21 protein-coding genes are annotated in these 22220 nt (G+C 66.6%); 10 read left to right on the plus strand and 11 right to left on the minus strand.

All coding sequences use genetic code 11. The features are described from left to right. Positions 1–322 precede the first annotated feature (322 nt). Positions 323–1461, plus strand: a protein-coding gene (locus PWF70_RS02065; RefSeq protein ID WP_085950464.1) for an IS3 family transposase whose coding sequence is annotated in 2 segments (ribosomal slippage) — positions 323–593 and positions 593–1461 — 1140 coding nt in all. Because the reading frame shifts where the segments join, the coding sequence is not laid out codon by codon here. A gap of 496 nt (positions 1462–1957) precedes the next feature. Here the strand turns inward: PWF70_RS02065 and PWF70_RS02070 are convergent. Then, complete coding sequence (locus PWF70_RS02070) at positions 1958–2476, minus strand: hypothetical protein (RefSeq protein WP_155832246.1); 519 nt, start codon at positions 2474–2476, stop codon at positions 1958–1960. Continuing rightward, positions 2473–3039, minus strand: a complete 567-nt coding sequence (locus tag PWF70_RS24085) for a helix-turn-helix domain-containing protein (protein ID WP_081790164.1) — start codon at positions 3037–3039, stop codon at positions 2473–2475. The genes PWF70_RS02070 and PWF70_RS24085 overlap by 4 nt, the downstream gene beginning before the upstream one ends. A 193-nt stretch (positions 3040–3232) precedes the next feature. On the opposite strand from PWF70_RS24085, the gene PWF70_RS02075 reads away from it, so the two are divergent. Beyond that, on the plus strand, positions 3233–4540 hold the full coding sequence (locus PWF70_RS02075; RefSeq protein ID WP_006358292.1) for an ISL3 family transposase: 1308 nt from the start codon (positions 3233–3235) through the stop codon (positions 4538–4540). Position 4541: 1 nt separating this feature from the next. On the opposite strand, the gene PWF70_RS02080 is transcribed toward PWF70_RS02075, so the two are convergent. The 5 genes from PWF70_RS02080 to PWF70_RS02100 form a co-directional block, all read right to left on the minus strand. Continuing rightward, positions 4542–4964 carry a hypothetical protein gene (locus tag PWF70_RS02080; RefSeq protein ID WP_279957245.1) on the minus strand — a complete coding sequence of 141 codons (423 nt, stop codon included), beginning with the start codon at positions 4962–4964 and terminating at the stop codon, positions 4542–4544. Between the two features lie 297 nt (positions 4965–5261). Then, complete coding sequence (locus PWF70_RS02085; protein WP_051405983.1) at positions 5262–5672, minus strand: hypothetical protein; 411 nt, start codon at positions 5670–5672, stop codon at positions 5262–5264. A 20-nt stretch (positions 5673–5692) separates the two neighbouring features. Next, on the minus strand, positions 5693–6304 hold the full coding sequence (locus PWF70_RS02090) for a TetR/AcrR family transcriptional regulator (protein ID WP_035754691.1): 612 nt from the start codon (positions 6302–6304) through the stop codon (positions 5693–5695). 173 nt (positions 6305–6477) lie between these two features. Then, positions 6478–8328, minus strand: coding sequence for a 2-isopropylmalate synthase (gene leuA, locus PWF70_RS02095; RefSeq protein ID WP_035754692.1), 1851 nt, complete (start codon positions 8326–8328; stop codon positions 6478–6480). 208 nt (positions 8329–8536) lie between these two features. Continuing rightward, entirely contained in the window at positions 8537–8950 is a 414-nt protein-coding gene (locus PWF70_RS02100) for a winged helix-turn-helix transcriptional regulator (protein WP_006358988.1), read from the minus strand. 74 nt (positions 8951–9024) lie between these two features. Between PWF70_RS02100 and PWF70_RS02105 the strand changes: the two genes are divergently transcribed. Further along, entirely contained in the window at positions 9025–9432 is a 408-nt protein-coding gene (locus tag PWF70_RS02105) for a RidA family protein (RefSeq protein ID WP_279957243.1), read from the plus strand. A 190-nt stretch (positions 9433–9622) separates the two neighbouring features. After that, positions 9623–11053: an MFS transporter gene (locus PWF70_RS02110; protein ID WP_075863574.1), complete on the plus strand. Its 1431-nt coding sequence runs from the start codon at positions 9623–9625 to the stop codon at positions 11051–11053. A gap of 81 nt (positions 11054–11134) precedes the next feature. Here PWF70_RS02110 and PWF70_RS02115 read toward each other — a convergent pair whose 3' ends face one another. Both PWF70_RS02115 and PWF70_RS02120 read right to left on the minus strand, forming a co-directional pair. Continuing rightward, on the minus strand, positions 11135–11713 hold the full coding sequence (locus tag PWF70_RS02115; RefSeq protein ID WP_006358991.1) for a nitroreductase family protein: 579 nt from the start codon (positions 11711–11713) through the stop codon (positions 11135–11137). Further along, the gene (locus tag PWF70_RS02120) at positions 11701–13278 is read right to left on the minus strand and encodes an MFS transporter (RefSeq protein ID WP_006358992.1); all 1578 of its coding nucleotides are present in this window, start codon (positions 13276–13278) and stop codon (positions 11701–11703) included. Before PWF70_RS02120 ends, PWF70_RS02115 begins: the two co-directional genes overlap by 13 nt. A gap of 170 nt (positions 13279–13448) precedes the next feature. On the opposite strand from PWF70_RS02120, the gene PWF70_RS02125 reads away from it, so the two are divergent. Next, the gene (locus PWF70_RS02125; RefSeq protein WP_006358993.1) at positions 13449–14123 is read left to right on the plus strand and encodes a TetR/AcrR family transcriptional regulator; all 675 of its coding nucleotides are present in this window, start codon (positions 13449–13451) and stop codon (positions 14121–14123) included. Positions 14124–14139: 16 nt separating this feature from the next. Here PWF70_RS02125 and PWF70_RS02130 read toward each other — a convergent pair whose 3' ends face one another. Then, positions 14140–15468, minus strand: coding sequence for a putative hexosyltransferase (locus PWF70_RS02130; protein WP_006358994.1), 1329 nt, complete (start codon positions 15466–15468; stop codon positions 14140–14142). A 168-nt stretch (positions 15469–15636) separates the two neighbouring features. On the opposite strand from PWF70_RS02130, the gene PWF70_RS02135 reads away from it, so the two are divergent. Both PWF70_RS02135 and PWF70_RS02140 read left to right on the plus strand, forming a co-directional pair. Next, positions 15637–16902, plus strand: a complete 1266-nt coding sequence (locus tag PWF70_RS02135; RefSeq protein ID WP_006358995.1) for an aspartate kinase — start codon at positions 15637–15639, stop codon at positions 16900–16902. 2 nt (positions 16903–16904) lie between these two features. After that, positions 16905–17930 (plus strand): aspartate-semialdehyde dehydrogenase, encoded by a 1026-nt coding sequence (locus tag PWF70_RS02140; RefSeq protein ID WP_006358996.1) that lies wholly within the window; start codon positions 16905–16907, stop codon positions 17928–17930. Here the strand turns inward: PWF70_RS02140 and PWF70_RS02145 are convergent. Next, on the minus strand, positions 17927–18661 hold the full coding sequence (locus tag PWF70_RS02145; RefSeq protein ID WP_035754695.1) for a FadR/GntR family transcriptional regulator: 735 nt from the start codon (positions 18659–18661) through the stop codon (positions 17927–17929). The two genes, PWF70_RS02140 and PWF70_RS02145, sit on opposite strands and share 4 nt — an antisense overlap. A gap of 125 nt (positions 18662–18786) precedes the next feature. On the opposite strand from PWF70_RS02145, the gene PWF70_RS02150 reads away from it, so the two are divergent. From PWF70_RS02150 to PWF70_RS02160, 3 genes are all read left to right on the plus strand, one after another. After that, positions 18787–19290, plus strand: coding sequence for a gluconokinase (locus PWF70_RS02150; RefSeq protein ID WP_035754697.1), 504 nt, complete (start codon positions 18787–18789; stop codon positions 19288–19290). Positions 19291–19292: 2 nt separating this feature from the next. After that, on the plus strand, positions 19293–20687 hold the full coding sequence (locus tag PWF70_RS02155; RefSeq protein WP_035754699.1) for a GntP family permease: 1395 nt from the start codon (positions 19293–19295) through the stop codon (positions 20685–20687). A 114-nt stretch (positions 20688–20801) separates the two neighbouring features. Further along, positions 20802–22217: a hypothetical protein gene (locus PWF70_RS02160; RefSeq protein WP_230461886.1), complete on the plus strand. Its 1416-nt coding sequence runs from the start codon at positions 20802–20804 to the stop codon at positions 22215–22217. Positions 22218–22220: the final 3 nt, after the last annotated feature.

The raw sequence follows: 22220 nt of genomic DNA on the forward strand, positions 1-22220 counted from the left end.
AACCCGTGTCGATGACATAAGTCGGCCCTGGCGGGTGCTGCAACACCTTCCAGGGCCTCGGACACACCGGAGGCTCATTCCGATGCGCCGCGCATCAATCGTATCGGTGGCTCTGACAGCCGCATCCGCGCTCAGCGCGCTCTACCTCATCCCTCTCGCTGCCGCGGCGTGCTGTGCCGCGGTCGGCCGGCACGACTAAGACGCTCCTGGGATAGCCCGGGACGGTTCCATCAGCGCGGTTCTGAGGTGGGCCCTTCGTAGTGGTCCAGTTGTTGTGCGACTCTGTTGCCCGAGTGTTTGGGCAGGAAGAATCGACGACGACATGGCAGGTAGCAAGCGCCGGCGGCATACGCCGGATCAGATCATCCGCAAGCTGGCCGAGGGCAACAAGCTCCTCGGGACCGGGCAGGAGTTGGCTGAGGTGTGCCGGCATCTGGAGGTCACAGAGTCGACCTGGCATCGCTGGGTGGCCCAGTACGGGGGCATGAAGGCCAATGACGTCAAACGCCTCAAAGAACTCGAAGCTGAGAACGCTCGGCTCAAGAAGTTGGTCGCCAACCAGGCCCTCGATATCGACATGCTCAAGGAGATTTCGTCGGGAAACTTCTGACCCCGAACCGCAAGCGCAGCGCCGTGACGATGCTGCGTGAGCGGTTCGGGGTATCTGAGCGGCGAGCATGTGCTGTGGTGGGCATCCACCGCTCCACGATGCGACTGCACCCAGCGCCGATCACCGCGGAGGAAGCCGAGCTGCGGTCCTGGCTACGTGGGTTTTCCACCGACCGGCCCCGCTGGGGCTGGCGACGCGCCGCGATCGCCGCGCGCAAAGCGGGCTTCACGGTCAACAACAAACGCATCCGCCGCCTGTGGCGTGAGGAGGGGCTGCGAGTTCCCCAGCGCCGCAGGAAGAAACGGCTCACCGGAATCGGGACCGCGGTTGGGGCGATGTGCCCAATCCGGCCGAACGTGATCTGGGCGATGGACTTCCAATTCGACACCACCGCCGACGGCCGAACCATCAAAATGCTCAACGTGATCGACGAGTTCACCCGCGAAGCCCTGGTGATCCACGTCGACCGCGTCATCAACGCCGATGGCGTGGTTGACGTTCTCGACCGCCTGGCCCTGATACATGGTCCACCGTGCTACGTGCGGTTCGACAACGGACCGGAATTCGTCGCTCACGCCGTCAACGACTGGTGCCGATTCAACGGCACCGGATCACTATTCATCGACCCCGGCTCCCCGTGGCAGAACGCCTGGATCGAATCGTTCAACGGCCGCCTGCGCGACGAGCTGCTCAACTCCTGGCGCTTTGACTCCCTGCGCGAAGCCCGGGTCATCATCGAAGACTGGAGGATCGACTACAACGCCAACCGACCCCATTCGGCCCACCACGGACTCACCCCCGCCGAGTTCGCCCTACAGTGGACCACGACCCACCAACCTCAAGCCGCATAGCGACTGGACCATCGAATGGGTCCCCCTCAGTTCGACTCCGCGCCCGGGCACGAAGCGCATCCGTGCGCTCGTCGCTCTTGCACAGTCCGACGTAAACCGACTGACGGCACGTAGCAGAGTCCTCGGCCGTGCTCCGAGGCCACCGAGGGGTGGCCTGATCAACCGCTCATCGGTGCCAGACCCAGCCGCTTGCCCGATGGGCAGGGGGCCACGAGTGCTGGCCGTGACGCGATAACGGGCAATGGTGTCGTGGGTCGACCGGGATGGGGTAGAACCTTCTGCCACCCGAAGGGTGTCCGCTTCTGGATAGACACTCGTACAGGGGCGAAGGTCAATCTGTGGAACACGGATTCGTGGGTACACAAACCTTAGACGGCTCTGCAATCCGGTTCGGCTCCGTTAATGATGGAGGCCCTGAGACGATCATCGCCAGCAGGGCCTTGAGTCGGGAATCCATCCCCGCCCTTGCAGAAGAGCAAGCGATTGGGGCCTACGCTCAAGGCCTTTCAGTCTGGCCTTCTCCCTCGCGTCGCAAGTTCGAAAATGAATACGGCAGAGTCCACTGGAACGGAACCTCCTCCACCAGGATGTCATGCGTTCGGCGCACTTCATCTAGGAGGAATGCGGCCCGCGCTACCGTGTGCGGAATCGCGTAGGCCTCAGCGAAATCGCGCGCCAGTTCTGAGGATATTTCGACCGGTTCCTCCCAATGGAACTGCACCCCGAAGTCAAGCCGCACCTCGCCATCTGATGTACGCGATACGACTTTGGCCCTGACCTGACTGTAGTTCGGGCTCGCGCTTGTCTGAACGGCGCAATCTAGGGGATCTCCGGAGTCGTCCTCCGAATTGTCGTCGCCTGTGTCTTCCGGCTGAGTTTGTTCGGTTCGTAGAACGGTGAGGTTGAACAGCAGGTATGGGGTTGATTCGACCATCTCTGCCAACTCGTCGAGTGAATCAATCGGACGACGGTCGCCGTCGGACTTATCGTCGACGCTCACATCGTCCGACATCACGCACCAATCTTTTCTTTGTGAACCGATCGGGAAGCAGACTCTGAGTACACGGAATCCTTAACGTCCCAGAGTGCGAAACTCCGTTCCAAGTCTGCACCTCGACGTTCTCTGGGGGTTCGCCACTCAATCGAACTCTGCTTCTTGACTTGGCTCGATTCATACAGCGAGCTAAAGAGAACGGCTGGGTCAAATGGCTCCGGACTCCTGGCTGTCCTTCGGCGCTTCACCCGTTTGCGGGGAGGGATCGGGAGGCTAGGGAGACTCTTGTCTGTATGTGCCTCCGCGGAGATCTGAGCCGTATAGCCCAATGCATTCAAGTACCGAGCCACCGCAGCTACCCGAATGTTTCCGTCACCGTTCAGGATCTGGGATACACGAGCCTCGGACACGCCGACCCTGGCCGCCAACTCGCGCTGGCTGAGCCCCGAGGCCTTGACGGCTTGAAGCAAGACCTTCATCACCTCATTGCTCAACCTGGCAGCGGCGAGTCCTTGAGCCCCTTCAGGTGTGGACACAACCTCATCAACGACTGACCTAGGGGCCCTCTTCGGCCTACCTGTCATGGCTCAAGTCCTCCTCTCGAATGTCTGCGCAAGCAGTTAAGTGGCTCTTCCTGATTGACGGTGCGTAGAACGGGTTCTACCGGGCACAAGATGTAGGTCGGGTTCGGCGGCGGCGAGCCGGGGATGCGGGCGGGTCCTGTGGTGTGAAGATGAAAGCCCCTACACCTCATCACTCACACCGACAGGACCCTCGTTGCAGCGTAGCGCCATTGCCGACACGATTTGCCGCACGATCGAACTCGGGGTGACGATCACCGATGCCGCTCTCGACGGCGAGGATCGCACACACCTGTTCTGCGAGGTCTTGGCCCCGAAGAGTAGCTGCCCGAGGTGCGAGCGGGCGGGTCGGTTGCGTGATCATGTCGATCGTGAGGTGGCAGATCTACCGATCGTGGGCCATCCGACCCGGTTGCATCTGAGGGTGCCGCGCTACGCCTGCGAGAACGGCGCGTGTGGTCAGGGCATCTTTCGCGCCGACATCTCGGCGATCGTCGCGCCGCGCGCGGCGGTGACGCGCCGCACGATCGCGTGGATTCTTCGGCGGATGATTCTGGACAAGATGAGCGTCTCTGCGGTCGCCGCGTCGGTCGGGTTGGGCTGGAACACCGTGAATGCCCTCGCGTTGCAGGCGGCGCGTACGGTGGCTTCGGCGCCTGGCCGACTCGACGGTGTCAGGGTTCTCGGTGTTGATGAGCACAAGTGGAAACATGTTCGCGGCAATGGTGATTCGAGTTTCGTGACCGTGCTGGTCGACCTCACACCGATTGTGGATGGGACCGGGTCGGCGCGCTTGCTGGATATGGTGGGCGGCCGGTCCAAAGCGGCGTTGAAGGACTGGCTCGATGCCCGCGATGACTCCTTTCGGGACCGGATCCGGGTGGTCACCATGGACGGATTCACCGGGTATCGCACCGCGACCGCCGAGGCATTGGATAAGGCGCGGGCGGTGATGGACCCGTTCCACGTGGTCCATCTGGCCGCCGAGAAGCTCACAGTGTGTCGTCAACGCGTGCAACACGATACGTGTGGGCACCGCGGCCGCACGGGTGATCCGCTCTACGGTATCCGCCGACCACTGCTGACCCGGATCGCGTTGCTGACAGACAAGCAGAAGGCCCGGCTACGTAGCGGGTTGGAGGCTCACGAGGAGCACGTGGCCGTCTCGGTCACCTACGCGATCTACCAAGAGCTGATCAACGCCTACGGCCAGGAGAACAAGCGTGACGGCAAGATCGCGATGTACAAGCTGCTCAAACGGATTCATACCGGCGTTCCGTCCGGGCTGGCAGAGTTGGCCCAACTCGGCCGATCATTATGGGCGCGGCGTGCCGAGATCTTGGCCTACTTCGACACCGGCGCCTCCAACGGACCCGTCGAAGCGATCAACGGCCGCCTGGAACACCTCCGCGGGATCGCGTTGGGCTTCCGCAACCTCAACCACTACATCTTGCGGTCACTCATCCACTCCGGCGGCCTCGCACAACACCTCGACGCACTCTGAATCAGGAAGAGCCAGTTAAGTCTTCCGATCGCGTCTTCTGCCCGAGCTTCGGAAACGCGTGTCCCAAGCGGAGGTTCTCGTCGAAGTTGGGAACATCCCAGTGCTCGCTGTCCGGCACGTCCGCGTCGTGGTAATCACGAATTCTCAGCTTGGGGGTGTAGCCGCCTTCCCCATCCGTGTCGAAGAACGAGAGTCGCTTGCGGCCCTTCTTGAATTCCCAAACTCCATCTTGCAGGTCGTTGATTGCATGCCTGTATGGCGGCTCACCCTCGTCTGCGAAGCATCGGATCGCCTCAATGAACCAATGATGGTCCTTGACTTGCTCATCGTCTGGTATCTGCTCCGAGTCAGGGTCTTCCTCCCAGCGACCGCTCTTCAAGAGTTCGAGGAAGGTATGCGCTGGCGACGAACCGTCGCTGCGCACGGCGCACCGCACTTCATACGCGCTCCCACTGACGACTAGTACTCGGTCCACACCGACTTTAGCCAAAGCTTAAGTTCCTGTCTAACCGCTTGCCCACACGTAGCACCAAAAGTAGTGGCACCTTATCGGTCGCAGACCCTTGCGGCAGAGCGAGTCGCGAACCCGGTGCGACGATGAGTCTGTTCGGTGGAAAAACGCCAGAGAGAGACCTCGCCTATGCCCTGGGCGGCGGCTTGGGGCCGGGGGAGGGGGTCATCCCCCGGGGGTTGCGATGCGGCTGTCGGGCTAGCGGCTCGGCTACTGGCCGGGGAGGTTGAGCACGCGGACGGGCACCGAGGTCGTCGGCGGTGGCGTGGTGTCGATGGTGTAGGCGCGGCCTCGGCGTTGCTGGCCGCAGAGTTTCTGTAGGCCGGTGATCTCGCTCGGGAAGAACATCGACCGCCGGGCGCCGACGGTGACGGTCTCGCTGATCGGACCTGCCGTCGACTGCGTCGTCAACGCCGCGGCACCGGTGGCATCCCATCGCAGGATGGCCCCGCGAATGATCGCCTTCGCCGCGTCGGCGTGCTCGAACTCGTCGTCAGCGATGCACGGCGCGATGGTGCGCGCGATTGCGAGTGCATCGGTGATCATCTGCGCCGCTTTCGCCTCGGGGATGGTGGCGAATGGTGCGAGGTCGGCGGGAGTGAGTTCGAGCACGAGGGGCATCGGGCGCCGGTACCGGCAGGTCAGTCGCGGGCAACCACCGGTGCCTGGGGGCGCCCATCGGTCGTCACGATCTGGCCGTCACGCCGTTGCCGGGCCGCACCCGCCAGGGACTCGATGAACTGCTCGGCCGCCCACCTCAGGGCCTCACGGTCCTCGGGGAGAGTGGTCTGTTCGTATCCGGTGAGGACGAAGTTGGCCCAGCTCGAATACCGATGGGCGGCGACCCGGTCGTCGAGCAGCTCCATCGCGATGTCGAAGACCACGTCGTAGCGCGACCGGTCGGCGGCCTGCTGGACCTCGCGGACGTCCGGGTTCATCGCCGCCCACGTGCGGATCGCGGCCTCCGCCTCGTGGGGGAGGGACACCGCGAACTCGATGAGCTCGATCATCCGGCGCAACGGATCGGGTTCGGCCTGGACGGCCGCGACCTCCACCTGGGTGCGCGAGTCGAGCCAGTGGTCGATCAGCTGGGTGGTGTAGTCCGACCAGTTCTTGAAGAAGTGATAAAACGAGCCGCTGGTGACCCCGAGTCGATTGCACACCTCGGACAGCTTCAACGCGCTGTATCCGGAATCGGCGAGTACGGCGAGGCCGGTCTCCAGATACAACTCGCGGGTTGTCGTGGCTACCATGTCGCAACCGTATACAAAATCCTGAAGCGAGGGATATCGGCGTTGTGCCGTCTTCGACGGTCCGTCGGCACGGAGGTGCGCAACGGGCCGGGACCCCGGACGAGGATCACCCGTCGACGTGGTCCCGGCCCAGCGGCCAGAGATGTACTCGGTTCTCGGCTACGCGAGGGTCTCTACGGAGCCCAGGTGCGCGGTGCGGCTTCGTCCTCGGCAGCGGGGGTCGAGGTGACGCGGTAGGCGCGGTTGACCGCAGAGACCACGGCACGCAGGCTCGCGGTGGTGATCGACGACGCCACGCCGACACCCCAAACGGTCTCGCCGTTGACCTCGGTCTCCACGTACGCCGCCGCGCTGGCGTCGCCGCCCGCGGTCAGGGCATGCTCGCTGTAGTCCAGGACGCGGACGTCGTAGCCGACGGTGCCCAGGGCGTCGACGAAGGCGGCCAGCGGACCGTTGCCCGAGCCGGTGATCTCCCGCTCGTTGCCCTCGATCTTCACCACGGCGGTGATGTGGTCCTCGCCGCCGTCGACCTCGGCCGCGTCGACCTTCTGGCGGATGCGCTCCAGCGGCCAGACCGGGTGCAGGTAGTTCTGGGCGAACACATCCCACATCTCCTTGGGATTGACCTCGCCGCCCTCGCCGTCGGTGATCTTCTGGATCTCGCGGCTGAACTCGATCTGCAGACGACGCGGCAGGTTCATGCCGTGGTCGGCCTTCATGATGTAGGCGACGCCGCCCTTGCCGGACTGGCTGTTCACGCGGATGACGGCCTCGTAGCTGCGGCCGACGTCCTTCGGGTCGATCGGCAGATACGGTACGGCCCAGACGATGTCGTCGACGTCGGAGTCGGCGTCGTCGGCGTCGTACTTCATCTGGTCCAGGCCCTTGTTGATGGCGTCCTGATGGCTGCCGGAGAAAGCGGTGAAGACCAGGTCGCCGCCGTACGGGTGACGCTCGGGGACGTTCAGCTGGTTGCAGTACTCGACGGTGCGACGGATCTCGTCGATGTCGGAGAAGCTGATCTGCGGGTCGACGCCGCGGCTGAACATATTCATGCCCAGGGTCACCAGGCAGACGTTGCCGGTGCGCTCACCGTTGCCGAAAAGGCAGCCCTCGATGCGGTCGGCGCCGGCCTGGAAGCCCAGTTCGGCTGCGGCGACACCGGTTCCGCGGTCGTTGTGCGGGTGCAGGCTCAGGATGATCGAGTCGCGGCGGGCCAGGTTGCGGTGCATCCACTCGATCGAGTCCGCATAGACGTTCGGCGTGGCCATCTCGACGGTCGCGGGCAGGTTGACGATCATCGGCTTCTCGGGGGTGGGAGCGATGATCTCGGTGACCGCGTCGACGACCTCCTTGGCGAAGCTCAGCTCGGTGCCCGTGTAGGACTCCGGCGAGTACTCGTAGCGCCAGTTGGTGTCGGGGTAGTTCTTCTCCACCTCGAGCACCTTGTGGGCGGCGTCGGTGGCGATCTTGACGATGGCCGGCTTGTCGGCACGGAAGACCACCCGGCGCTGCAGCACCGAGGTGGAGTTGTAGAAGTGCACGATGACGTTCGCGGCACCGCGGCAGGCCTCGAAGGTGCGCTCGATCAGTTCCTCGCGACACTGCGTCAGGACCTGGATGGTGACGTCGTCGGGGATCGCGTTGTCCTCGATGATCTCGCGGACGAAGTCGTAGTCGGTCTGGCTCGCCGACGGGAAGCCGACCTCGATCTCCTTGTAGCCCATGCGGACCAGCAGGTCGAACATGCGACGCTTGCGCGCCGGGCTCATCGGATCGATCAGTGCCTGGTTGCCGTCACGCAGGTCGACCGCACACCACAGCGGGGCCTTGGTGATGACCTTGTCGGGCCAGGTGCGGTCGGGCAGCGAGATCGTCTCGACCTCGTCGGCGAACTGACGGTAGCGGTGAACCGGCATCGCGGAGTTGCGCTGCGGATTCCATACGGGCTGGTCGGCGGGAATCGGGCCGTTCGGCTCGACGATTCGGCTGGCGCCGGAGGTGAAGGTGTCTGCTGGTGCCATGAGTGGTCATTCTCCGTGTCTGGAAGGAAAGTGACCGGCGCGTGATTGGGCCCCGCGACGGAGGGCCGGTCGTGTCAGACCCCGCCGCGGCAACCGAGAAGGAGTGCGCGCTGCATGCGCTCGACTGTACTCCTCAGTGCTATCGAGACCAAAGGTGCAGGTGGAAGCCTATTCCTGGTCCGTCGGTCGGTGGCAGGCGGGGCCCGCATCAGCGGTCCTCGTCGGGGCCGAGGACCTCGTCGTCGAACCTCTCGCGCGCGGCGTCGATGGCCGGCAGATGCGTCGACGCCCACTCCAGGAGTCCGTCGATCGGTTCGCGAACGGTCTTGCCCAGCGGCGTGATCCGGTACTCGACGGAGACCGGTCGTGTGCTGAGCATGCGGCGTTCGATGATGCCGTTTCGCTCGAGGCGGCGCAGCGTGCTGGTGAGCGACTTCTGCGACACCGCCGGGATGGCGCGGCGCAGTTCGTTGAACCGAGACGGCGCCTCACACAGTTCGTTCAACACGCTCAGGGACCATTTGTCCAGGACCTGACCCAGCAACTCCCGGGACGCGGCGTCGATCCTCAGTTCGTGTTCGCCTCTCGGCGAGGGCGGTGCGGCTGCAGGGGTATCGGGCATGAGACCTGGTTTCGTTGAAGTAACCGAACGGAACCAAGTATACAAGCGATACCTACAAAGACCAGGAGGAACTCATGTCCGTCACGCTCTCCAGCCCCGAAGGCATGCTGCCGAACGCCCCGTACCACCACGTTGCGGTGGGAACCGGCACCCGACACGTGTACCTCGCCGGACAGGTGGCTCACACCGGTGACGGATCGCCGATCCCGGCCGACCTCGCTGGGCAGGTCGCCCAGACGCTGCGGAACGTCGCCCGCGGCTTGCGCGGCGCAGGCGCGGATTTCGGCGACGTCGTGCGTCTGACGGTGTACGTGACCGACTGGGAACCGGCGAAGATCGGGGACTTCATGGCCGGGATCGAAGCCGTGGCCGACGAGGTGGGACTGCCCACGCCGATGCCGCCGGCCACGCTGATCGGCGTGCAGGCGCTGTACGAACCGGAGGTGCTGGTCGAGATCGAGGCGACCGCCATCGTGAACTGACCCCTCCGCGCCCCCTCTTCGGGGGGTGCCGTGCAGGGGCGGTCCCGGTGAAGCTATGACATGCATCTCACCAGGAGCCGCGAGTGACCGAACTCATTCCCACGCCCGGAGGGGTGTACGGGCTTCGCGCCCGGTCTTCGACAGAGCCGCTCAACCGCGACGCGGCCGCCTGCACAGAAGGACGACGCCAGTGACCACGATCCCCGCCGATCCGCCTCGCGCTGACTTACCGCCCGACCCCCAGACGCCGCCCGACGCGAAGCCCACCAGCCTCCGACGCGTCGCGGCCGCCAGCTCGATCGGCACGACCATCGAGTTCTACGACTTCTTCATCTACGGCACCGCGGCCGCGCTGGTGTTCCCGACGGTGTTCTTCCCGGCAGCCGACGAGGTGACCGGCACGATCGCATCCTTTGCGACCTTCGCCGTGGCGTTCTTCGCACGCCCGGTCGGCGCCATGCTGTTCGGGCACTTCGGTGACCGGATCGGCCGCAAGCGGACGCTTGTGTGGACGCTGCTGATCATGGGCGTCGCGACCGTGGCGATCGGACTCCTCCCGGGGTACGAGACCGGAGTCTTCGGCATCGCCGAATCGGGCATCGGGATCGCGGCTCCCATCGCCCTCGTCGTACTGCGATTCCTGCAGGGCTTCGCGGTGGGCGGTGAATGGGCCGGCGCGACGCTGCTCACGGCCGAATACGCACCTCCCGGAAAACGTGGTCTGTACGCGATGTTCCCGCAGCTCGGACCGGCGTTCGCATTCTTCCTGTCGAGTCTGACCTTCCTCATCGCCACGCTGACCCTCGGCGAGACGAGCTCGGCCTTCCTCGACTACGGCTGGCGCATCCCCTTCATCCTGTCGTTCGCTCTCGTCGCCGTCGGCCTCTGGGTGCGGCTCGCCGTCGCGGAGACCCCGGTCTTCCAGGAAGCCCAGCGCCGCAAGGCACTTGAGTCCGAGGCCGCGGACGGGCCCGCCCTGCCCTTCATGGATGCCTTCCGATACCAGTGGAAAGAGATCCTCATCGCCGGCGGTGCGCTGGCGAGCCTGTTCTCCCTCTTCTACATGGGCACGGCCTTCCTCACGAACTACGGCACCAAGAGCCTCGACCTGTCCCGCACGTTCGTGCTGAGCGCGGGCATGATCGCCGCGATCGTCTTCGGCCTGTCGACCGCGGCGTCGGCGATGTGGTCCGACCGGGTCGGTCGACGTCGGGTCATCCTGACCTCGTGCATCATCGCCATCCCGTGGGCGCTGGTCCTGTTCCCGATCCTCGAGATCGGCGGCGGCTTCGCCTTCGTCGTCGGCCTGATCGGAACCCTGCTGATCTTCGGCATCGCCTACGGCCCGGCGGGTGCGCTGCTCCCCGAACTGTTCGAGGCGCGCTACCGCTACACCGGTGCCGGCATGGGCTACAACCTCGCCGGGATCTTCGGCGGAGCCATCCCGCCGCTGATCGCCGCCCCGCTGATCGCCGGACCCGGTGCGATCTGGGTGGGTGTCCTGCTCGCCGGCCTGTCCGCGATCAGTGTGGTCTGCACGATCCTGATCGTGGAGACCAAGGACAAGGCCATGCGCGCCGAGGCCGAGCGGACCGAACAGGAACCCGAGCTCGTCGGCTGAAGTCCCTGAGGCCGAATCGGTATACGGCCGCATGAGAACAAGGACGTCCCCGTCGCGATCATCGATCGCGGCGGGGACGTTTCACGCGTCGGGCGCGGTGAACGCGGGCCGTCCCCACCGTCCGGCGAACGCGACCTCGTCGAGCGTCAGGCGGGTCCGCGGGCGCTCGTCGCGGTCGCGGATGTCCTCGGGCAACGACGCGGTGTCCTCGACGAGTGCGCCGATCCCCAGGAGTACGAGAGGCCGCTTGTCGGCGGGGATGTCGAAGGCCGCGGTCGCGGCGGCGGCGTCGAAGCCGGCCATCGGGTGGCCGTTGAAGCCGAGTGCCTCGGCCTGCAGGATCATCTGCGATACGGCGAGACCAACGTCGACCGCCGCGTATGTGTGTTCCTTCGGGTCGTCGGGACGATCCGTGGTGCACACCAGCACCAACGCGGCCGCCCGCGGTGCCCAGCCCGAGTTCCCCCGGGTCAGGACGCCGGTGAGGGCGTCGAAGGTGGCGTCTCCGCGTCGGCCGACGACAAACCGGACCGGCTGCATGCGCCCCCAGGTGGGTGCCCACCGCCCGGCGTCGACGATGGTCGTGAGGTTCGCGACGGAGATGGTGGCGGCGGGGTCGTAACCCCGCGCGCTCCATCGTCCTTCGATCAGTTCATGCACTTGGTCGAGGGTAGCGGCGAACCCTCCTGCGGTTCGTCGGTCACGGTCCGGGCATCGGCAGTCCAGGGCGTCAGCGGCTTGCGCATCGCGAAGAACACCCCGATGCCGAGAACGGTCATCGAGATCCCGATCGCGAGCGACGCCGCGTGCATGCCGTCGACGTAGGCCTGGCGGGCCGCGGTCGCGAGTCCGTCGCCCGGCGTACCCATCTCGAGGGCGCGATGGAGCGTCTCACCGAGTGTGTCGCCGAACGACCAGCCGTCGCGATGTCCGCGGAACACCAGCGTGGCAAGCGAACCGAACAGGGCGAGTCCGAGCGCGTTGCCGAGTTCGAAGCTTGTTTCCGAGATCCCCGACGCCGAGCCCGACCGCTCCGGTGGGACCGCGCCCACGACGACGACCGACACCAGGCTGAACTGGATGCCGTAACCGATACCGGCGATGAACGTGAAGACGAGGTACACCCAGATCGGCGACGACGTGGTCAGCGCGAGCAAACCGAAGTTGCCGGCCGCCGCCAGCACGATCGACCCGAGGAACGCCGCGCGGGTGCCGACCACCGTAGCGATCCGGGAGGCGCCGATCGAGAACACCGCCACCGCGACCGCCATCGGGAGTCCGGCCACCGCCGCGGCAAGGACGTCATGCCCCATCACCGACTGCAGGTAGACACCGGTCAGATAGGACATCCCGCCGAGGGCCATCATGCCGACGAGCGCCACCGAGATCGCGCCGACGTAGTGGGCGTTCCGGAACAGCTTGAGGTCGAGAAGTGGTGCCGCGGAGTTGCGTTGCTGGACCACGAAGCCGGCGAGCAGTGCCAGGCCGGCGAGCCCGATGACGATGACGCCCGCGTCGGCGCCGTCGCTCGCGATGGTCTTCACCGCGTAGACGACGGGCAGGATGCCGGCCATCGACAGCACGACGCCGAGCACGTCGAACCGTGCGGTCGAGGGTGCCTTGTACTCGGGGATGAGTCGGGGGCCGAGGATGAGGAGGGCGGCCAGCACCGGCACGTTGATGAGGAAGGCCGAGCCCCACCAGAAGTGGTGCAGCAGCACGCCGCCGATGACCGGGCCGACCGCGGCGCCACCGGCGAAGGCTGCCGTCCAGACGCCGATGGCGCGGCCGCGCTCCCGGTCGTCGGAGAACATGTTGGCGATCAGCGACAGGCTCGACGGCATCAGCGTCGCCCCGCCGACACCCATCAGGGCGCGAGCGGCGATGAGGATTCCGGCCGTGGGTGCGAAGGCGGCGAGGATCGACGCCGCGCCGAACACCGCGGCTCCGGCGAGCAGGATGCGACGCCGTCCGATGCGGTCGCCGAGATTGCCCATCGTGATCAGCAGGCCGGCGATCAGGAAGCCGTAGATGTCCAGGATCCACAGTTGCTGGGCCGCCGACGGCGCGAGCGCGTCGGTGATCGAGGGGATCGCGAGATAGAGGACGGAGACGTCCATCGACACCAGGAACACGGGCAGCGTGAGCACCGCGAGTCCCAGCCAGGTTCGTCGGTCGGCGGTACCCGGAAGTTGCCGATCCGACGGGCCGAGGCGGGTGGACACGATGTGCTCCTCGATGGTTTCGCAGATGGGGTTTCGACAAGGTTCGTCGCAGCGGTCCTCATCTGCTCGTCCAGCGAGGGCGCGTACGGTGTACGCGGGCAAGCGTACGCCAGGTGAGTACGCTGTACGCAATCCGTTTATTCCCGCGGAGGACCAGGAGGGGCGAGCAGGTGACATCTGGCACGACCAAGTTGTCGCCGGCGGTCATCGTCGACGCCGCGATCGGGATCGCCGACGCCCGGGGGCTGAACGGTCTCTCGATGCGGCGGGTCGCCGACGAGCTCGGGGTCGGGGCGATGTCGCTCTACCGGCACGTCGCCGATAAGGAGGCCCTCCTGCTGGCGATGTCAGAAGAGGTCACGCAGCGCTATCCCTACCCCTACGAGGACGCGCCGTCGTGGCAGGAGCGGGTCCGGATCGCCGTCGACGTCGACTGGGAGCTGTACCGGCGTCACCCCTGGGTGGTGCTGGCCTATTCGTCACCTCGGCTCAGTTACGGCGAGGCCTCGCTGGAATGTCTCGACTGGCTGTCCGCGGGTTTCCTGGAACTCGGTGTCGGCATCGAACGTGCCACCGACATGGCGCTGACGGTGTGGAGCTTCGTCCACGGCGTCGCGCTGATGGCCGTCGGCGACAAGCTGATCGACGATCAGGTCCAAGGCGACTCCGAGGCGTCGTCGGTCCGGCTCTCCGACGTGATCGCCGGACGGTCCGACGCCGCGGTGCCCGAACACCTCGCCCGTCTCGCCGGACGCCCCGACGCCGCACACCTGTTGGACCCGCGCGCCCGGCTCGACGCCGGGATCGGTTATCTCTGTGCGGGTTTCGAGGCCTCCGCGCACTGAGCCGCCGGAACCGCGGTCACATCGCGTGCGGGAACACCGTCAGCATGTGCGCGCCGAACCACGAACTGCCGACGACGATCGGAACGACGACGAGGCCGGCGATCACCGGCCGCGCCCGGGCGAGAGCCATCGCGAGCGGGATGAGAAGGACGAAGGCGGGCAACAGGAGTCGCGGTCTGCTCATCATCAGGCCGCTCGACAGCACGATCTGGGCAACGAGCAGCGAACCGAACAGCAACACCGGCCAGGGCAGCCGCGCCCAGACCGCCACACCGAGCATCACCAGGGTGCTCAGTACGATCCACGACGTCGCGGTCGGGGCCACCTCGGCGGAATTGACCAGCTGCTCGTTGACGAAGTTGAATGCGGCCACACCCCAGTCGAACTCGGTGTCCCAGCCCTCGGTCTGGATGCGGAACCATCCCGTCGGCGAACCGGTGTGGGCCCAGACGACGCCCAGATAGGTGAGGTATCCCAGCGGACTGAGGACGATCGCAGCGGCGGCACGCGCACGGTCCGCGCCGGTGACCTCGGTGGAGCTGCGGCCGGTCCACAGGGACACCAGCGCGGCGAGGACCACCACGCCGATGACGACCGCGGCGGTCGGCCGGCAGAACCCGCAGAGGCCCGCCATCACCCCGGCCAGCAGCCAGCGTTTCTCGAGGATTCCGATGAGTGCCCACGTGGCGAGGGCACAGAACATCGCCTCGGTGTAGGCCATGTTGAGCACGATCGACATCGGGGTCGCCGCGAAGAGCACCACCAGGAACAGTCCGGTGGCGCGCTCGGGGGCGGGGCCGATGGGGGAGCGACGGGACATCAGCCGCGCGCACACCATGCCGAGCCGGGCCGCGCCGACCGCGGCGATGCATCCGAGAACGAGATTGAGGGTCAGCGCCGCACCGAACGGCGTCACACCGGGCAGCTTCGCCAGGAACCCGACCAGGTACGGGTACCCGGGGAAGAAGGCATATGCGGTGTCGGCGGTGTGGATTCCGCGCGCATCGGTCAGGCTCGCCGGCACCCCGTCGTATCCGTGGGTGGCGATCGCCAGCATCCACTGCCCGTCCCACACGGTGAGCGCCTTGCTGAGCGTGATGTCGCGCAGGTCCGCGAACCGTGCGAGCGTGAGGATTCCGATCGCGCGGATGACCAGATAGACGACGAGGGCGTCGAGGCACCAGCGGTACCGGCGGACCCAGTCGGCGAACGGGGGTCCCGGGTCGGCGGGGCGTCGGGCCGGCGTCGAGCCGCCCGGAGAGATCGGCCGGCCGTCGACTCCACCCGTGCCCGGGTCGGGGTCGGGACGACGGCCCGGATCGTCGACGTCGGTAGGGGTGGCCACCCGTGGAATCCTAGGTCGTCGCGGACGACCACCGGCGACGTGCCGTGTGCGACGGATCACAGAACGTCGGTGACCAGGTCAGAGCTGCAACCTGCTGCCCGGTAAGGTTGTCCGAAGCAAGCTGACGTCTATCGAACCGGCGCACGAGCCGGCGGGAGGTAACTCGACGTGGCCCTCGTGGTGCAGAAGTACGGCGGATCCTCGGTCGCAACGGCCGAACGCATCCGTCGCGTTGCCGAGCGCATCGTCGAGACGAAGAAACAGGGCAACGACGTTGTCGTCGTCGTCTCGGCGATGGGCGACACAACGGACGAACTGCTCGACCTCGCCCAGCAGGTCAACCCGGCGCCCCCGGCGCGCGAGATGGACATGCTCCTGACCTCGGGTGAGCGCATCTCCAACGCGCTGGTGGCGATGGCCATCAGTTCGCTTGGTGCACATGCTCAGTCGTTCACCGGCTCACAGGCCGGCGTCATCACGACGAGCTCACATGGCAAGGCCAAGATCATCGACGTCACGCCGGGACGCGTTCGCAGCGCACTCGACGAGGGCAAGATCGTGCTGGTCGCCGGGTTCCAGGGTGTCTCGCAGGACACCAAGGACATCACCACCCTCGGCCGCGGAGGCTCCGACACCACCGCCGTCGCGCTGGCAGCGGCCCTCGAGGCCGACGTCTGCGAGATCTACACCGACGTCGACGGCGTGTACTCCGCCGACCCGCGCATCGTCCCCGACGCCCGCCGCCTCGACAAGGTCTCCTTCGAGGAGATGCTCGAGCTCGCGGCCTGCGGCGCGAAGGTCCTGATGCTGCGGTGCGTGGAATACGCCCGCCGGTACAACGTTCCCGTTCACGTGCGCTCGTCGTACTCGACCAAACCCGGCACCGTGGTGACCGGATCGATGGAGGACATTCCCGTGGAAGAAGCCATTCTCACCGGCGTCGCACACGATCGCAGCGAAGCCAAGATCACCGTCGTGGGTCTCGACGACAAGCCGGGCTACGCCGCCAAGGTGTTCCGTGCCGTCGCCGACGCCGAGATCAACATCGACATGGTGTTGCAGAACATCTCGAAAGTCGACACCGGCAAGACCGACATCACCTTCACCCTGCCGCGCGAGCTCGGCCCGCTTGGTGTCGAGAAGCTCACCAAGCTGCGCGAGGAGATCGGCTTCACCGAACTGCTGTACGACGACCACATCGGCAAGGTCTCCCTCGTCGGCGCCGGCATGAAGTCGCACCCGGGCGTCACCGCCACCTTCTGTGAGGCCTTGAGCGAGGCCGGCGTGAACATCGAGCTGATCTCCACCTCGGAGATCCGCATCTCGGTGCTGTGCCGCGACACCGAACTCGACGACGCCGTGCGCGCACTGCACGCCGCCTTCGATCTCGGTGGCGAAGAAGAAGCCGTCGTCTACGCAGGAACGGGTCGCTGATCATGGGTGTACGTATCGGAGTCGTCGGCGCGACCGGTCAGGTCGGTGCCGTCATGCGAACCCTCCTGGAAGAGCGCAACTTCCCGGCCGACGAGGTGCGCTTCTTCGCATCGCCGCGGTCGGCGGGCAAGAAGCTGCCGTGGGGTGACGGGGAGATCGTGGTGGAGGATGCGGCCACCGCCGATCCCGCCGGTCTCGACATCGCCCTGTTCTCCGCGGGCGCCACGATGTCCCGCGAGCAGGCGCCGCGGTTCGCCGCCGCCGGTGTCACCGTGATCGACAACTCGTCGGCGTGGCGCAAGGATCCCGATGTGCCGCTGGTGGTCTCGGAGGTCAACGGGGAGCTGGCGAAGAACCCGCCCAAGGGCATCATCGCCAACCCCAACTGCACCACCATGGCAGCCATGCCGGTGCTCAAGCCGCTGCACGACGAAGCCGGACTGCAGCGTCTGATCATCTCGAGCTACCAGGCGGTCTCCGGTAGCGGTCTGGCCGGCGTCGAGGAACTCGCCGGACAGGTGCGCGCCGTCGTCGGCGACGCCGAGAAGCTGGTCCACGACGGCTCGGCCGTCGACTTCCCGGCCCCGAACAAGTACGTCGCACCCATTGCGTTCAACGTTGTGGCACTTGCCGGTTCGCTCGTCGACGACGGCACCGGCGAGACCGACGAGGATCAGAAGCTGCGCAACGAGTCGCGCAGGATCCTCGGTCTCCCCGAGCTTCTCGTCAGCGGAACCTGCGTGCGTGTGCCCGTGTTCACCGGACACTCGCTGTCGATCAACGCGGAATTCGCCGAGCCGCTGTCGGTTGCTCGTGCCCAGGAGATCCTCGGTGCCGCAGCCGGAGTCGAGCTCACCGACGTGCCGACGCCGCTCGCCGCGGCCGGCAAGGACAACTCGCTCGTGGGTCGTATCCGCCAGGATCCGGGTGTCCCGGACGGTCGCGGCCTCGCGCTGTTCGTCTCGGGTGACAACCTCCGAAAGGGCGCTGCTCTCAACACCATTCAGATCGCCGAGCTGCTGGTCTAGTCGGCCTTCGAGGCTCGCACCCCAGGCAGCGAGGGGGAGACGGCTGCCGCCGCCTCGGTGATGATCTCTCGCATCGACGCCTCCGCGGCCTTCGGGTCGCGGAGGCGTATCGCTCTCGCCACGTCGTCGTGCAGTGCGATCGCGGCCGGGTTCGGGGTCGGCGGCATCATCCCGTGATGGGTTCGACCGGCGAGCACCTCGCCGACGACGTCGGCCAGCGACCGGAACATCTCGTTGCCGCTCGCCTCGAGCAGGGTGCGGTGAAAGACCTTGTCGGCCAGCAGGTACGACTCGAGGTCGCCGGTCCGTCCGTGGACGGACATGTCCGACACCGCGGCCGCGAGGATGCGGCAGTGGTGCTCGTTCGCTCGTTCCGCCGCCAGCGCGGCCGCCACGGGCTCGAATCCGCGTCGTAGCTCCGACAGGGTCGCGAGAAACTCCGCACGGTCCGCGCCGTCGAGACGCCACCGGATCAGTCGCGGGTCGAACACGCTCCACCTGGTGCGCGGCTGGATGGTGATGCCGACCCGGCGCCGCGACTCGACGAGTCCCATCGATTCGAGGACCTTGATCACCTCGCGTGCCACGGTCCGCGACACCCCGTGCTCGGTGCAGATGGCGTCGAGCGTCAGCACGCTGCCCGCCGGCTGTGCCCCCGAGACGATGCGCCTACCGATGGCGGCAAGGGTCTCGTCGTGGCGCTCCGTGGTCCCGCCTGTGCTCTGACTCACGCTTTCATCTTCTCATTAGCGGCGCAAGGAGCGAATGTGCGTACGTATTGCTCAAGAGACTTGCATAAGTATGACTATTGAGGCAGTCTCCGTGATCAGCAGCACAGCGATGTGGAGGAGTTGGCATGCGATCACCGGTGGTCGTGATGGGTGTTTCCGGGTCGGGGAAGTCGACAGTGGGAGCCGCGTTGGCGCAGCGTCTTCGCGTTCCGTTCGCCGACGCCGACGACTTCCACTCGGAGGAGAACATTGCCAAGATGTCGGCGGGTCGGCCGCTCGACGATGACGACCGCCGCCCGTGGCTGGAGTCCATCGGCGCCTGGCTCGCCGAGCACGGTGACGGCGGGGTGATGAGCTGCTCCGCTCTCAAGCACGAGTACCGTGACCGTCTGCGCGGGCACGAGTCATCGGTGCTGTTCGCGCACCTCGTCGGCTCGGTCGAGGTCATCGCCCGCCGGCAGGCATCGCGGCCGGGGCACTTCATGCCGACGGCGCTGCTGAAATCCCAGTTCGAGACCCTCGAACCCCTGACCCCCGATGAGCGCGGCCTGACCGTCGACGTGGACCAGAGTGTGGACGCCATCGTCGACGAGCTCGTCGCGTCGCTCCCCGACGGCGAGGAGAACTGAACATGTCGTCGACCACCACGATCCTCGCCGCGAGTGCGGATCTGCCCGAGCCGGTCGCGCCGGGCTGGCAGCTCGTCGTCGCGGCGCTGACCGGTATCGCGGTCATCGTCATCGCGATCACCGTCGCCAAGGTCCACCCGTTCCTCGCGCTGGTCGGCGGCGGTGCCACGGTCGGCATCGTCGCGGGGGAGTCGATCCCGACGGTGCTGGATTCGTTCACCACCGGATTCGGTTCGACCGCAGCCGGTGTCGGCATCCTGATCGCTCTCGGTGCGATGTTCGCGAAACTCCTCGCCGATTCCGGGGGCGCCGACGAGATCGTGGACACGATCGTCGGCCATGCCTCCCCACGGATGCTGCCGTGGGCGATGGCGCTCGTCGGCGCGATCATCGGTCTGCCGATGTTCTTCGAGATCGGCCTCGTCCTCCTGATGCCGGTGATCTATCTGGTGGCCAGACGCTCGGGCCTGGGGCTGATCCCGATCGGCATCCCCGCGCTGGCAGGCCTCTCGGCCATGCACGGCTTCGTGCCACCGCACCCGGGCCCGCTCGTGGCGATCGACGCCCTCGGCGCCGACCTCGGCCTCACCCTCGCACTCGGTGTGGGCGTGGCGATCCCGACGATCATCGTCTCGGGCCCGCTGTTCGCCACCGTCGCCGGAAAGTGGGTGACGGTCGAGGCGCCACACACCTTCGACGTCGACCCCGACGACGGTCCGACCACCAAGAGGCCCTCCTTCGCCGTCACCATGTTCAGCGTCCTGCTGCCGGTCGTCCTGATGCTGGGCAAGGCGCTCGCCGAGATCTTCATCTCCGACGAGGACCAGCTCCTGCGTCGCGTTCTCGACATCCTCGGTACGCCGCTGATCGCCCTGCTCATCGCCGTCGTCGTCGCGATGTTCACCCTCGGCCGCGGCTCGGGGATGGACCGCGAGACGATCTCGAAGTGCACCGGTGCGGCGTTGCCCGCCATCGCCGGCATCCTGCTGATCGTCTCCGCCGGCGGCGGTTTCAAGCAAGTCCTCGTCGACACGGGAATCGGCACGCTCCTGGCCGACTGGGCCACCGGCGCGAACGTCCCGATCCTCGTCCTCGCCTGGGTGCTCGCCGCGCTGATCCGCCTGGCCACCGGCTCCGCGACCGTCGCGACGATCACCGCGTCGTCGCTGATGCTCGGACTCGTCGACGGATTGAGCTCGGGTGAGGTCTCGCTGGTCGTTCTCGCGATCGGTGCCGGCTCGGTCTTCCTGTCGCACGTCAACGATGCCGGCTTCTGGTTGGTCAAGGAGTACTTCGGCATGACCGTCGGCCAGACCTTCAAGACCTGGTCGATGATGGAGACCCTGCTCTCGGTGAGCGGCCTGGTCGTCGTGCTGGCGCTCGGTCTGGTGATCTGACTCCACCAGGACTTCGGTGCACGTCGCCGGCGCTCCTCGCACCTCGGGCATCGAGGGTTACAGTGCGCGCGCAACCCTTCCGCACTTCGGTTCGTCCCGGTAGCTTGACCACCCATGAAGCGAACCCGGCTGTGGATGGTCGCCCTCGCGCTGGTCGCGTCCGTGGCCGTTGCGTATCCCGCAGCAGCCCAGCCTGACTCGCCGCCAACCGGCCTCGGCCCGTCGGACACCTCGCTGATGCACGGAGACCTGGCGTCCACCGACACAACCGGGCATCGAGGGCCGGGACGCGGTGCGCGACTCGCCGCGTCGTCGATCCCCGGCGGTGCCTGCGCGGCGACCTTCGTCGGCCGCGACGGGATGCCGGTCGCGCTGTGCACACAGTTCGTCGCGGTGGCGCCGCCGGCGTTCGCGGCGCCGACGGTGGTCCTGTTCGATCCCCGCACGGCGCAACCGCTGGCGTCGACGCAGCTGACGAAGGGTGGCCTGCTCGGCGGCGTGTACGGCTACCTCGACGACCGCGACCGTGTTGTCGTCGCCGACGGATCCGGTTCGGTTCTCCGTGTGGCGCACCGGAAGACGGCATCGGGCTGGCGGGTCTACGTCGATGACCGCGTCGATGTCTCGGACCACATCCCGGCCGGTGATGCGATCACCGGTCTCGCTCCGGATTTCGACGGCCGGATCTGGTTCGCAACGACGCGCGGGGTGGTGGGGACGGTGGACGGGGACAAGCGGGTCCGATCGACGCGACTGCCGACAGGGGAGGCGCTCGGCAACGGCCTCTCCATCAGACGATCGGGCGCGTCGATCCTCACGACCCATGCGCTCTACGAGATGCGCGCCGAACCCGGAGCCGCGCCGAAGGTCGTCTGGCGCCGCGGATATGACCGTGGTCCGGGGCGCAAACCCGGTCAGCTAACCTGGGGATCGGGCACCACGCCAACGTATTTCGGACCCGGTGGGGATGGGTGGGTCGGGATCGTCGACAACGCCGACCGGCCGGACCTTCGGGTCTTCCGCAGTGACGACGGGTCCGAGGTGTGCCGCATCCGCGCCTTCGGCCGATCGGGGCCGGGTACGGAGAACTCGCCGATGGCCTGGGGGAATTCGCTCGTCATCCCCAGCACGTACGGTTACCAGTATCCGCCGATGGCGGTCAACGGCCCCGCGGTGCCCGCGGACGCCCCGTTCGTCGGCGGCATGACCCGCATCGACGTCGACGACGGCGGGTGCGAGCGGGTCTGGGAGAACTCCGACCGGATCGCGACGCTGCCCAAGCTCTCGCGCGCGGACGGCCTGATCCATGCCCTCGGATACGGCCCGCTGATGGCGGGGCTACCGCAGCAGTTGGGGCCCGTGGACTACATCGCAACGGATTTCACGACCGGACGCCGCGTCGAGACCCGCCATCTCGGGCACGCGCCGATCGACGAACCTCTCGAACTCACCGGCACCATCACCGCGGATGGGACCCTGTGGCAGGCGACCGTCGGGCGGATGCTCAAGATCGCTCCGGGCGGTCGGTGACGG

The sequence above is a fragment of the Gordonia sp. Swx-4 genome, assembly GCF_030316175.1.
In the GTDB taxonomy this organism is placed as follows: domain Bacteria; phylum Actinomycetota; class Actinomycetes; order Mycobacteriales; family Mycobacteriaceae; genus Gordonia; species Gordonia alkanivorans.